This is a genomic window from Streptomyces sp. NBC_00400 (assembly GCF_036048035.1).
Classification (GTDB): domain Bacteria; phylum Actinomycetota; class Actinomycetes; order Streptomycetales; family Streptomycetaceae; genus Streptomyces.
Window position 1 is genome coordinate 7,016,488 of the sequence record NZ_CP107940.1, and the last position, 12,668, is coordinate 7,029,155.

The following is a 12,668-nucleotide window of genomic DNA, read 5'->3' on the forward strand; positions in this document are numbered from 1 at the left end:
GGCCAGGAGGGGGACACCGACGCGGTGTCCCCCTCTTCATGAGCCCTCGCACTCCTCACCCCGGAAGGCCCACCCGACGATGTACCGCCTCTTCTTCCACCTGATCTTCAAGCGCATGGACCCCGAGCAGGCCCACCACCTGGCCTTCCGCTGGATCCAGCTGGCCGTGCGCCTCCCCGTGCTGCGCACCTTCGTGGCAGCCGCCCTCGCGCCCCGCTACCGTGAGCTGCGCACCGAGGCCCTGGGCCGCCGGATGCACGGCCCCTTCGGCCTGGCCGCCGGCTTCGACAAGAACGCCGTCGCGATCGACGGGATGACCATGCTCGGCTTCGACCACGTCGAGATCGGCACGGTCACCGCCCAGCCGCAGCCCGGCAACCCCAAGAAGCGCCTGTTCCGGCTCGTGGCGGACCGCGCGCTGATCAACCGGATGGGGTTCAACAACGACGGCTCCGCGTCCGTGGCGGCCCGTCTGGCCGCCCGCAACCCCGTCTTCCCGGCCACCGTCGGCGTCAACATCGGCAAGACCAAGGTCGTACCGGAGGACGAAGCCGTCGCCGACTACGTCACCTCCACCGAGCGGCTTGCCCGGCACGCCGACTACCTGGTCGTCAATGTCTCCTCCCCGAACACCCCGGGGCTGCGCAACCTCCAGGCCGTCGACCATCTGCGCCCGCTGCTGACGGCCGTCCGGGAGGCCGCCGACCGGACGGTCACCGGCCGCCGGGTCCCCCTGCTGGTCAAGATCGCCCCCGATCTCGCCGACGCGGACGTGGACGCGGTCGCCGATCTGGCCGTCGAGCTGGGTCTGGACGGGATCATCGCCACCAACACCACCATCGCCCGCGAGGGCCTGGGCCTGACCTCCGACCCGAAGCTGACCGCCGAGACCGGCGGGCTGTCCGGCGCGCCCGTCAAGGAGCGCTCCCTGGAGGTGCTGCGCCGCCTCTACGCCCGCGTCGGCGACACGACCACCCTCATCGGGGTGGGCGGCATCGAGAACGCCGAGGACGCCTGGCAGCGCATCCTGGCCGGCGCCACCCTGGTCCAGGGCTACAGCGCCTTCATCTACCAGGGCCCGTTCTGGTGCCGCGCGATCCACAAGGGTCTCGCCGCCCGCCTGCGCAACAGCCCGTACGCCACGCTCGCCGACGCCGTCGGCGCCGAGCACAAGAAGGTGACCGCATGACCAGGGAAGCCTTTGGAACCCGCCTGCGCCGCGCCATGGACGAGCGCGGCCCGCTCTGCGTCGGCATCGACCCGCACGCCTCGCTGCTGGCCGACTGGGGCCTGAACGACGATGTCGCGGGTCTGGCGCGGTTCACCCGGACCGTCGTGGAGGCCCTGGGCGAGACGGTCGCACTCTTCAAGCCACAATCCGCGTTCTTCGAGCGCTTCGGCTCCCGCGGCCTCGCCGTCCTGGAGACCGCCGTCGAGGAGGCGCGCGAGCGCGGGGCCCTGGTGCTGATGGACGCCAAGCGCGGCGACATCGGCTCGACCATGGCCGCCTACGCGGAGACCTACCTGCGCAAGGACTCGCCGCTGTTCTCCGACGCGCTGACCGTCTCCCCGTACCTCGGGTACGGCTCGCTGCAGCCGGCCGTCGACCTGGCACGCGAGAGCGGCGCCGGACTCTTCGTCCTCGCCCTCACCTCCAACCCGGAGGGCGCCGAGGTCCAGCGGGCGGTGCGGGAGGACGGCCGCACGCTCGCCGCGACCATGCTCGGCCACCTCGCCGCCGAGAACGCCGGTGCCGAGCCGCTGGGCTCCTTCGGCGCGGTCGTCGGCGCCACGCTCGGCGATCTCTCCTCGTTCGACCTGGCGATCAACGGCCCGCTGCTCGCCCCCGGCATCGGTGCCCAGGGCGCCACCCCCGCCGACCTCCCGAAGGTCTTCGGTGACGCCGTGCGCAACGTCGTGCCGAGCGTCAGCCGGGGGGTGCTGCGGCACGGTCCGGACACCTCGGCGCTGCGCGCCGCGGCCGACCGATTCGCCGGCGAAGTGCGCACCGCGCTCGATTGAGAGCCTTCCGACGGGGACTTTGGTCCCGAATTGTCCTGGTCAGCAGAGTCTGACCAGGACTTTTCGCTTGTTCTCGCTGACTCCGGCGCCCTCTGGCGCTAGTCTCCGACGAGAGCACTGCGCGTAAGCGCGTTGCTCGTTGCTCCGCAGGTGCGGGGCGACTAGGTTCCACACCGGTCCGTATCCGACAGTTCGACATCCGAGGTGACGTAGGCGTGGCTCTTCCGCCCCTTACCCCTGAACAGCGCGCAGCCGCGCTCGAGAAGGCCGCCGCGGCTCGCCGGGAGCGCGCCGAGGTCAAGAATCGGCTCAAGCACTCCGGTGCTTCCCTCCATGAGGTCATCAAACAGGGCCAGGAGAACGACGTCATCGGCAAGATGAAGGTCTCCGCGCTCCTTGAGTCCCTGCCGGGCGTCGGCAAGGTCCGCGCCAAGCAGATCATGGAACGGCTCGGGATCTCCGAGAGCCGCCGTGTCCGGGGTCTTGGCTCCAACCAGATCGCGTCGCTGGAGCGCGAGTTCGGCAGCACTGCTTCCTGAATTTTCCGGCATCACCGGGAAGCTGGAATAATCGCTGCATGAGTTCTGCAGTCTCCGGGGGGATGACCCCCGCGCCCCCGGCCAGACAACCGCGACTGACCGTGCTCTCCGGCCCCTCCGGGGTCGGCAAGAGCACGGTCGTCGCGCATATGCGCAAGGTCCACCCCGAGGTCTGGCTCTCGGTTTCGGCCACCACCCGCAAGCCGCGACCCGGGGAGCGGCACGGTGTCCACTACTTCTTCGTCGACGACGGGGAATTCGACAAGCTCATCGCCAACGGTGAGCTGCTCGAATGGGCCGAATTCGCGGGCAACCGGTACGGCACTCCCCGCCAGGCGGTGCTGGACCGCCTGGAGTCCGGGGAGCCGGTCCTGCTGGAGATCGATCTGCAGGGCGCCCGCCAGGTCCGCGAGTCCATGGCGGAAGCGCATCTGATCTTCCTGGCCCCGCCGAGCTGGGACGAGCTGGTCCGCCGGCTCACCGGCCGGGGCACGGAGGCGCCCGAGGTCATCGAGCGCCGGCTGGCCGCCGCCAGGATCGAACTGGCAGCGGAGAAGGAGTTCGATACGACGCTTGTCAACACCTCCGTCGAGGACGTCAGCCGTGAGCTGCTAGCCTTGATGCTGGATAGGTCCGGAGACGAGAAGACCAGCGGCTGACCGCGCAGCTCCCCGGACCGTCGAAGACTTTGCGTCACACCCCCGCTTCATCCCCCTTCGGAAGGCAGAGAGTGTCCTCTTCCATCACCGCACCCGAGGGCATCATCAACCCGCCCATTGATGAGCTTCTCGAGGCCACCGATTCGAAGTACAGCCTGGTGATCTACGCCGCCAAGCGCGCGCGTCAGATCAACGCGTACTACTCGCAGCTCGGCGAGGGCCTGCTCGAGTACGTCGGCCCGCTCGTGGACACCCACGTCCACGAGAAGCCCCTGTCGATCGCGCTGCGCGAGATCAACGCGGGCCTGCTGACCTCCGAGGCCATCGAGGGCCCGGCTCAGTAAGCAGAGGCATTTCACCAAGGGCCCGGCGGAGCGACCGCCGGGCCCTTGGTGTGTCATGGGGGCATACACAGGGACCTAGGCCCGGGGAGCGGCGAAGCGATGGACAGGCGTGAGCGGGAGCGGCCCAGGGTCGTCCTGGGGGTGAGCGGCGGGATCGCCGCCTACAAGGCGTGTGAGCTGCTGCGGCGGCTGACCGAGTCCGGACACGACGTACGCGTCGTGCCGACCGCCTCGGCGCTGCACTTCGTCGGGGAGGCCACCTGGTCGGCACTGTCCGGCAACCCGGCCGGCACCGAGGTCTGGGAATCCGTCCACGAGGTCCCGCACGTCCGGATCGGCCAGACCGCCGACCTCGTCGTGGTGGCCCCCGCCACCGCCGATCTGCTCGCCAAGGCGGCCCACGGCCTGGCCGACGATCTGCTGACCAACACCCTGCTCACCGCGCGCTGTCCGGTGGTCTTCGCCCCGGCGATGCACACCGAGATGTGGGAGCACCCCGCCACCCAGGAGAACGTCGCCACGCTGCGCCGCCGTGGCGCCCTCGTCATCGACCCGGCGGTCGGCCGGCTGACCGGCGTCGACACCGGCAAGGGCCGTTTTCCCGACCCGGCCGAGATCTTCGCGTTCTGCCGCCGGGTGCTGGCCCGCGGCGACCGGGCGGCGGAGCAGGATCTCGCCGGCCGCCGCGTCGTGGTCAGCGCGGGCGGCACCCGCGAGCCGCTGGACCCCGTCCGCTACCTGGGCAACCGCTCCTCCGGCAAGCAGGGCTATGCCCTCGCCCGTACGGCGGCGGCCCGCGGCGCCCAGGTCACACTGATCGCCGGCAACACCGAGCTGCCCGATCCGGCCGGGGTGGACGTGATCCACATCGGTACCGCCCGTCAGCTCCATGAGGCGGTGCTGAAGGCGGCCGCGGACGCCGACGCGGTGATCATGGCTGCCGCCGTCGCCGATTTCCGGCCTGCCGTCTACGCCAGCGGCAAGATCAAGAAGGTCGAAGGCCAGGAGCCGGAACCGGTCACTCTGGTCCGAAATCCGGACATCCTCGCCGAACTCTCCGCCGAGCGGGCCCGCCCCGGCCAGCTCGTGGCCGGATTCGCCGCGGAGACCGACGACGTGCTCGCCAACGGCCGCGCCAAGCTGGCCCGCAAGGGCTGTGACCTGCTGGTCGTCAATGAGGTCGGGGAGCACAAGGCCTTCGGGTCGGCGGAGAACGAGGCGGTGATCCTGGCGGCCGACGGAACCGAGACCCCGGTCCCGTACGGCCCCAAGGAAGACCTGGCCGACACGGTCTGGGACCTGGTCGCGCCCCGCCTGGCCGAGACTCGCCCCTGACGCGCCCGGACGGACCTGGGAGTCACCCCACCGGCCGCCTAAACTCCGGCATGTCCCCTTGACCCGGCCCATACTCGAGGTGATCGTCCTATCGAGGGCCGTGGTGTCCCAGGTCACGGGGGGTCCATAAATCGAGACCGCGTGCCCGAACGCCGCACACGACCGATAAACTGGCGAGTGGATCGGGCCGAGCGCAGCTCTCGGCCCTTCCGCCAATGATCAGCCAGCAGCCGCTGCAACCCCAGGGAGCGATGTGTCCCGCCGCCTGTTCACCTCGGAGTCCGTCACCGAGGGCCACCCCGACAAGATCGCTGACCAGATCAGCGACACCATCCTCGACGCTCTCCTCAAGGAAGACCCGACCTCCCGGGTCGCCGTGGAGACGTTGATCACCACCGGCCTGGTGCATGTGGCCGGCGAGGTGACGACGAAGGCGTACGCCGACATCCCCAACCTCGTCCGCAACAAGATCCTGGACATCGGTTACGACTCGTCCAAGAAGGGCTTCGACGGCGCTTCCTGCGGCGTCTCGGTGTCCATCGGCGCGCAGTCCCCGGACATCGCCCAGGGTGTCGACACCGCGTACGAGAACCGCGTCGAGGGCGACGACGACGAGCTGGACAAGCAGGGCGCCGGCGACCAGGGCCTGATGTTCGGCTACGCCTGCGACGAGACCCCGGAGCTGATGCCGCTCCCGATCAACCTCGCGCACCGCCTGTCCAAGCGCCTGTCCGAGGTCCGCAAGAACGGCACCATCCCCTACCTCCGCCCCGACGGCAAGACCCAGGTCACCATCGAGTACGACGGCCACAAGGCCGTCCGCCTCGACACCGTCGTGGTCTCCTCCCAGCACGCCAGCGACATCGACCTCGACTCGCTGCTCGCTCCCGACATCCGTGAGTTCGTCGTCGAGCACGTCCTGGCCCAGCTCGTCGAGGACGGCATCAAGCTGGACACCGACGGCTACCGGCTGCTGGTCAACCCGACCGGCCGCTTCGAGATCGGCGGCCCCATGGGTGACGCCGGCCTCACCGGCCGCAAGATCATCATCGACACCTACGGCGGCATGGCCCGCCACGGCGGCGGTGCCTTCTCCGGCAAGGACCCGTCCAAGGTCGACCGTTCGGCCGCCTACGCGATGCGCTGGGTCGCCAAGAACGTCGTCGCCGCCGGCCTCGCGGCCCGCTGTGAGGTCCAGGTCGCCTACGCCATCGGCAAGGCCGAGCCGGTCGGTCTCTTCGTCGAGACCTTCGGCACCGCCACCGTCGACACCGACAAGATCGAGCAGGCCATCGGCGAGGTCTTCGACCTCCGCCCGGCCGCCATCATCCGCGACCTCGATCTGCTCCGCCCGATCTACTCCCAGACCGCCGCCTACGGCCACTTCGGCCGTGAGCTGGAGGACTTCACCTGGGAGCGCACGGACCGCGTGGAGGCGCTGAAGAAGGCCGCAGGCCTCTAAGGCTCCTCGGTTTCGTACCGCCCGTTCAGTGGCCGACGGCCCCGGACCGCCCCAGTGGTCCGGGGCCGTCGGCTGTCCACAGGCACCCCTCGCTGTCCGTGCCATCTGCTAAGACTGATGCTGTGAGCAGGGAGAACGGGCGACCGGAGGCGGGGGCATCGGGTGCGGGCGAGCAGTTGGCCCTCATCCGCGAGGCCGTGCGGGAGACCAAGGCGGAGCGGGCGAAGCCGCGGACGTGGCGGGGCGCCGAGCTGGCCGCCGGGCTGCCCGTGGCGCGGGTGCTGGTCGACAAGGGGCTGGTGCACCTCGACCGCTATTTCGACTACGCGGTGCCCGCGGCGATGGACGCCGAGGCCCAGCCCGGAGTGCGGGTGCGGGTGCGCTTCGGGGCGGGGGAGAAGGGCGGCCGCCGTGAGGGCGGCAAGCTGGTCAGCGGATTCATCGTGGAGCGGGCCGCGGAGAGCGACTACCGCGGGGTGCTCGCCCCGATCGCGCAGGTGCTGTCGTCCGAGCGGGTGCTGACGCCCGAGCTGCTGGGGCTGTGCCGGGCGGTGGCGGACCGCTATGCCGGGACGCTCGCCGATGTGGTGCAGCTGGCCGTGCCGCCGCGCCGCGCACGGGCGGAGGCCAAGCCGTCGCCGGCGCCACTGCCGCCCAACGCCGCCCCGGAGCCCGGCAGCTGGACGCGCTACGGCGCGGGCCCCGGGTTCCTGGCGGCGCTGACGCGGGGGGACGTGCCGCGGGCGGTGTGGACGGCGCTGCCCGGGGCGACCTGGCCGCAGGAGCTGGCGCGGGCGGTGGCCGCGGCGCTGGCCGGCGGGCGTGGCGCGCTGGTGGTGGTGCCGGACGGGCGCGCCGCAGCACGGGTGGACGCGGCCCTCGGAGAGCTGATCGGGGAGGGCCGGCATGTGCTGCTGACCGCCGATGCCGGGCCCGAGGAGCGCTACCGCCGCTGGCTGGCGGTCAGCCGTGGCGCGGTGCGCGCCGTGGTCGGGACGCGCGCGGCGATGTTCGCACCGGTCGCAGGCCTGGGCCTGGTCGCCCTGTGGGACGACGGGGACGCCAGCCACAGCGACCCGCATGCGCCCCAGCCGCACGCCCGTGAGGTCCTTATCCAGCGGTCGGTCAATGAGCGTGCCGGATTTCTGCTGGGCGGGCTGAGCTGCACGGTCGAGGCGGCCCAGCTCGTCGAGACGGGCTGGGCGCGCCCGCTGGCCGCCGAGCGCGAGCAGGTGCGGACCGCTGCGCCCCTGGTGCGTACGGTCAGCGACGGTGACGAGGCGCGGGACGCCGCGGCGCGCGCCGCCCGGCTGCCGACGATGGCCTGGCAGGTGGTGCGCGAGGGGCTGCAGCGCGGACCGGTGCTCGTCCAGGTGCCGCGCCGGGGGTATGCGCCGCGCCTGGCCTGCGAACGCTGCCGTACCCCCGCGCGCTGCCGGGCCTGTGCGGGCCCGCTGGAGTCGCAGGACGCGGGCGAGCTGGCCTGTGCGTGGTGCGGCCGGCCCGAGCCGGACTGGCACTGCGCCGAGTGCGGCGGGGCGCGGCTGCGGGCCCGGGTCGTGGGGGCGCGGCGGACGGCGGAGGAGCTGGGCCGGGTGTTCCCCGCGGTCCCGGTGCGCACCTCGGGGCGCGATCATGTGCTGGCAACGATTCCGGGCGCTCCCGCGCTCGTGGTGAGCACACCGGGCGCGGAGCCGGTCGCCGAGGACGGCGGATATGCGGCGGCGCTGCTGCTGGACGGCTGGGCACTGCTGGGGCGCCCTGACCTGCGGGCGGGGGAGGAGGCGCTGCGCCGCTGGCTGGGCGCCGCCGCGCTGGTCCGCGGCCAGGCGGAGGGTGGCACCGTCGCGGTGATCGCGGAGCCGACGCTGCGGCCGGTGCAGGCGCTGGTGCGCTGGGACCCGGTCGGCCATGCGGTCCGCGAGCTGGCCGAACGGGCCGAGCTGGGCTTCCCCCCGGTGTCGCGGATGGCTTCGGTGGCCGGGCGCGCGGAGGACGTCGTCGAGTTGCTGAGGGATGCCGGACTCCCCGCCGGCGCCGAGGTGTTGGGGCCCGTTCCGCTGCCGGCGTTGGATCCCGCGCGCCCGCGCCGCCCCGGCGACCCTCCGCCGGGCGAGCAGTGGGAACGCGCGCTGGTCCGCGTCCGCCCCGGCCAGGGCACCGCCCTCGCCGCGGCGCTCAAGGCCGCCCGCGCGGCCCGGCTGGTCAAGCGGGAGGGCGAGGCGGTACGGGTACGGATCGATCCGCCCGATCTGGGGTGAGGCCGCCCGCGCGTCCCGGACATGGCGCCGCCCCGGGACCGATGTCGGCGGGTGGTCCCGGGGCGTTGGCGAGCGGCGGGGGAGCCAAGGGCGCTCGGTGCCGGGGTGGTTCAGCCGTTGCGGGGGCCGGGGAAGGCGCCCGGGCGGGCCGGCTCGTCGCGGGAGACCGCGGAGGGCTGGGCGGGCATGGTGCGGGCGGCCGGGACGGACGGGGCGCCGGGCAGGCCCGCGGCCATGGTCACCGCACGGCTCGCGGCGGCGGAATCGGGCGAACGCACCGTCGGCTCACCGCCGTTGGTCTCCGCGGAGGGCTGCGCGGCGGCCCGGCGGGCACCGTAACGGCGGTGCACCGCCTGCTTGGTGACGCCGAGTGCCGAGCCCACCGCGTCCCAGGAGAATCCCAGCGAACGGTCGAAGTCGACCGCGGCCGTGACCAGGGTTTCGACGCTGTCCCGCAGCTCCTGGGCGAGGCGCACCGTCGGGGCGGGGGCGCGTCCGTAGACGACGAAGCCTGCGGAGGGGCCCGTGCGCCGCGGCCGGTAGACGTTGCCGAGCTGAGCGGTCAGCGTGCGCAGTGCGTCCACCTGCCGGCGCACCCGTTCGATGTCCCGCACCAGGAGATGCAGGCTGGCGCGCGCCTGGGCGTCGTGGGTTGCGTGGTCGGCCATGAGCAAGCCTCTCGAACCGGCGTGGAAAAGGAAGAGTGAAAGCGAGCGGGCCGCCAAAGCGGCCCGGTCCGGGTCAATGCTGTTTGACCAACGCGACAGCAGCGGCTCTGGTCACGGTATGGGGGCGCACGAGCTTCCGTACAAGGCGCGGGAAATGTCGTACGCCCCCTGGTCCACCGCCCATGGCCCGGTACGGTCCCCCTAGACTGGTGTGTCGTTCCGCTGCGTGTGAGAGGTAGATCGCCACCCATGAGGCTCGTCTTCGCCGGCACCCCCGAGGTCGCCGTACCCGCCCTCGATGCCCTGCTCGCCTCGGACCGGCACGAGGTCGTGGCCGTCGTCACCCGGCCCGACGCGCCGGCGGGCCGCGGTCGGAAGCTGGTCGCCAGCCCCGTCGCGGAGCGGGCGGAGGAGGCGGGCATCGAAGTGCTCAAGCCCGTCAAGCCGCGCGACGAGGACTTCCTGGCCCGGCTGCGGGAGATTGCGCCGGACTGCTGCCCGGTGGTCGCCTACGGGGCGCTGCTGCCCAAAGCCGCGCTCGACATTCCCGCCAAGGGGTGGGTCAATCTGCACTTCTCGCTGCTGCCCGCCTGGCGGGGCGCGGCGCCCGTGCAGCATGCGGTGCTGGCGGGGGACGAGGTGACCGGCGCCTCGACGTTCCAGATCGAGACCGGACTGGACTCCGGCCCGGTCTTCGGGGTGCTGACCGAGGAGGTCCGGCCCACCGATACCAGCGGCGATCTGCTCACCCGGCTGGCATTCGCCGGTTCCGGGCTGCTCGTGGCGACGATGGACGGCATCGAGGAGGGCACGCTGCAGGCGGTGCCGCAGCCGGCCGAGGGGGTCACGCTCGCGCCGAAGATCGAGGTCGAGGACGCCAAGGTGGACTGGGCGGCGCCCGCGCTGCGGGTCGACCGGGTGATCCGCGGCTGTGCGCCCGCGCCGGGGGCCTGGACGGTCTTCCGCGGTGAACGCCTCAAGCTGATGTCGGCCGCTGCCGCCCCGGGCCACACCGAGCCCGCCCTTGCGCCCGGCGAACTCGCCGTGACAAAGAAGGCGGTGTACGCCGGTACCGGCAGCCACCCCGTCGAACTCGGCTGGGTCCAGCCGCAGGGCAAGAAGCCGATGCAGGCGGCCGATTGGGCGCGTGGGGTGCGGATCGAGAGCGGGGAGCGGCTGGGGGACTGAGCCCCCGCCGTCCGCTGTCAGGGGGCCGGCCGCCGCCGGAGGGCGGCCCCGGTCCGGCTCCGGCCTCCGCGCGCGCTCCGCCCGCGCGCCCGCGTAGGCTGGGACGGACCCCTCATCTCGTATCCGGAGCACCTTTTCTGTGAGCCAGCAGCCGCGCCGTCGCCCCAGCAAGCCCCATCGCCGCCCGCAGAAGGACCCGGTCAGGGTCCTCGCGTTCGAGGCGTTGCGGGCCGTCGACGAGCGGGACGCGTACGCGAACCTCGTCCTGCCGCCGTTGTTGCGCAAGGCACGCGAGGGCGGCGACTTCGACGCCCGGGACGCGGCGCTGGCGACGGAGCTGGTCTACGGCTCGCTGCGGTGGCAGGGGACGTATGACGCGATCATCGCGAGCTGCGTGGACCGGCCGCTGCGGGAGGTGGACCCACCGGTCCTGGACGTGCTGACTCTCGGGGCGCACCAGTTGCTCGGCACCCGCATCCCGACGCATGCCGCGGTGAGCGCCAGCGTCGAGCTGGCGCGGGTGGTGCTGGGCGACGGGCGGGCGAAGTTCGTCAACGCGGTGCTGCGCAAGGTCGCCGCCCATGATCTGGACGGCTGGCTGGAGCGGGTCGCCCCGGAGTACGACGAGGACCCCGAGGACCACCTCGGCATCGTGCACGCGCACCCCCGCTGGGTCGTCTCGGCGCTGTGGGACGCGCTCGGAGGGGGCCGGGCCGGTATCGAGGACCTGCTGGAGGCGGACAACGAACGCCCCGAGGTGACCTTGGTCGCCCGGCCCGGCCGGGCCACCACCGAGGAGCTTCTGGCGGCAGCCGGCGAGGAGCGGGCGCTCCCCGGGCGCTGGTCCCCGTATGCGGTGCGGCTCGCGGAAGGCGGGGAGCCGGGCGCCCTGGGCCCGGTCGGCGAAGGGCGTGCCGGGGTGCAGGACGAGGGCAGCCAGCTCGTTGCCCTCGCGCTGGCGAACGCACCGGTCGAGGGCCCCGACCGCGCCTGGCTCGACGGCTGTGCGGGCCCTGGCGGCAAGGCGGCCCTGCTGGCGGCGCTCGCCGCCGAGCGCGGTGCCGCCCTGCTGGCCTCGGAGAAGCAGCCGCACCGTGCACGTCTGGTGGCGCGGGCGCTCGACGGCAACCCCGGTCCGTATGCGGTCATCACCGCCGACGGCACCCGCCCGGCCTGGCGGCCAGGATCCTTCGACCGCGTGCTGGTCGATGTGCCGTGCACCGGTCTGGGGGCGCTGCGCCGGCGGCCGGAGGCGCGCTGGCGGCGCCGCCCCGAGGACCTGGACGGGTTCGCCCCGCTGCAGCGCGAACTGCTCCGGCAGGCGCTCGCGGCCGTACGGGTCGGCGGCGTCGTCGGCTATGCGACCTGCTCACCGCATCCGGCCGAGACCCGGGCCGTGGTGGACGACGTCCTCAAGGGGCGGGGCGGCGAGCCGGTGCAGGTGGAGTGGATCGACGCCCGCCCGCTGATGCCCGGCGTGCCGGCGCTCGGCGACGGTCCGGACGTCCAGCTGTGGCCGCATCTGCACGGCACGGACGCGATGTATCTGGCGCTGCTGCGCCGGACCGCATGAGGAGACGTCTGCCTGCGTAGTGTCTCGGAACCGCTGCGGTGGGAGCCACCCTGCGCCGTGCAATCTCCAGCGGTGGTGTCCCGCTACGAATGGCGGCGCAGACCACATGAGGTGAGGTCTGCGCCGCCGTTCAGCGCCTGGGGCGCGCTGGATGGCCGACGCGCGATCAGGGGCGGTCGAGATCGTCAGCGGTTCCGTCGATCGCCGGACCGCAGCCGGGCGGGAAATGAGCGACGACCAAAGCGGCAGCCTCTTCGGCCGATTCCGCATCTCCGACGATCTGGCGGCTCGACCCTACGGGTTCGTTCATCCGGATCACGCGAAATCCTCCACCGGAGGCCGGGTAGATGGACGGCACGTCGTTTGTCCAGGGGAATTTGGTGCAGCGGCTGAAGTGCAGCGAGCCGTGGCTGATGAGAGGAAAGAGGGCTCGGAGGTGAACATTCGCGTAGGCGCCTTCGACCATGGCGGGGTCGATCAACTCATCGCTGGTTTCTCGCGCCTTTTGCCATTTGGCCGCCACGACATTCGACGCCTGGGGTTCGATATTACCGTGAGTCACGTGTATACCTTATCGGGTTTCGCGGTGCGTTGTGGGGTCCACTGTGCCTGATCGG

12 protein-coding genes are annotated in these 12,668 nt (G+C 72.4%); 10 read left to right on the forward strand and 2 right to left on the reverse strand.

Annotated features, from left to right (window positions below; genetic code table 11):
• The first annotated feature begins 79 nt into the window (after positions 1 to 79).
• The 8 genes from OHS81_RS30785 (at position 80) to OHS81_RS30820 (ending at position 8,622) form a co-directional block, all read left to right on the forward strand.
• Entirely contained in the window at positions 80 to 1,189 is a 1,110-nt protein-coding gene (locus tag OHS81_RS30785; RefSeq protein WP_328388635.1) for a quinone-dependent dihydroorotate dehydrogenase, read from the forward strand.
• A complete protein-coding gene (gene pyrF, locus OHS81_RS30790; RefSeq protein WP_328388637.1) occupies positions 1,186 to 2,022 on the forward strand; it encodes an orotidine-5'-phosphate decarboxylase in 837 nt (278 codons plus the stop codon). Before OHS81_RS30785 ends, pyrF begins: the two co-directional genes overlap by 4 nt.
• Positions 2,023 to 2,237: 215 nt before the next feature.
• Complete coding sequence (locus tag OHS81_RS30795) at positions 2,238 to 2,561, forward strand: integration host factor (RefSeq protein WP_006607450.1); 324 nt, start codon at positions 2,238 to 2,240, stop codon at positions 2,559 to 2,561.
• Positions 2,562 to 2,599: 38 nt separating this feature from the next.
• Positions 2,600 to 3,220: a guanylate kinase gene (gene gmk / locus OHS81_RS30800; RefSeq protein WP_328388639.1), complete on the forward strand. Its 621-nt coding sequence runs from the start codon at positions 2,600 to 2,602 to the stop codon at positions 3,218 to 3,220.
• 71 nt (positions 3,221 to 3,291) lie between these two features.
• The gene (gene rpoZ, locus OHS81_RS30805) at positions 3,292 to 3,564 is read left to right on the forward strand and encodes a DNA-directed RNA polymerase subunit omega (protein WP_005319902.1); all 273 of its coding nucleotides are present in this window, start codon (positions 3,292 to 3,294) and stop codon (positions 3,562 to 3,564) included.
• 99 nt (positions 3,565 to 3,663) lie between these two features.
• On the forward strand, positions 3,664 to 4,899 hold the full coding sequence (gene coaBC, locus OHS81_RS30810; RefSeq protein WP_328388641.1) for a bifunctional phosphopantothenoylcysteine decarboxylase/phosphopantothenate--cysteine ligase CoaBC: 1,236 nt from the start codon (positions 3,664 to 3,666) through the stop codon (positions 4,897 to 4,899).
• 253 nt (positions 4,900 to 5,152) lie between these two features.
• Positions 5,153 to 6,361 (forward strand): methionine adenosyltransferase, encoded by a 1,209-nt coding sequence (metK, locus tag OHS81_RS30815; RefSeq protein WP_088796724.1) that lies wholly within the window; start codon positions 5,153 to 5,155, stop codon positions 6,359 to 6,361.
• 122 nt (positions 6,362 to 6,483) lie between these two features.
• On the forward strand, positions 6,484 to 8,622 hold the full coding sequence (locus OHS81_RS30820) for a primosomal protein N' (RefSeq protein ID WP_328388645.1): 2,139 nt from the start codon (positions 6,484 to 6,486) through the stop codon (positions 8,620 to 8,622).
• Positions 8,623 to 8,732: 110 nt separating this feature from the next.
• On the opposite strand, the gene OHS81_RS30825 is transcribed toward OHS81_RS30820, so the two are convergent.
• Positions 8,733 to 9,290 carry a hypothetical protein gene (locus tag OHS81_RS30825; protein WP_328388647.1) on the reverse strand — a complete coding sequence of 186 codons (558 nt, stop codon included), beginning with the start codon at positions 9,288 to 9,290 and terminating at the stop codon, positions 8,733 to 8,735.
• A gap of 249 nt (positions 9,291 to 9,539) precedes the next feature.
• On the opposite strand from OHS81_RS30825, the gene fmt reads away from it, so the two are divergent.
• Both fmt and OHS81_RS30835 read left to right on the forward strand, forming a co-directional pair.
• Entirely contained in the window at positions 9,540 to 10,478 is a 939-nt protein-coding gene (gene fmt / locus OHS81_RS30830; RefSeq protein WP_328388649.1) for a methionyl-tRNA formyltransferase, read from the forward strand.
• 139 nt (positions 10,479 to 10,617) lie between these two features.
• A complete protein-coding gene (locus tag OHS81_RS30835; RefSeq protein ID WP_328388650.1) occupies positions 10,618 to 12,051 on the forward strand; it encodes an RsmB/NOP family class I SAM-dependent RNA methyltransferase in 1,434 nt (477 codons plus the stop codon).
• A gap of 166 nt (positions 12,052 to 12,217) precedes the next feature.
• Here OHS81_RS30835 and OHS81_RS30840 read toward each other — a convergent pair whose 3' ends face one another.
• Entirely contained in the window at positions 12,218 to 12,613 is a 396-nt protein-coding gene (locus OHS81_RS30840) for a DUF6193 family natural product biosynthesis protein (RefSeq protein WP_328388651.1), read from the reverse strand.
• Between the last annotated feature and the right edge of the window lie 55 nt (positions 12,614 to 12,668).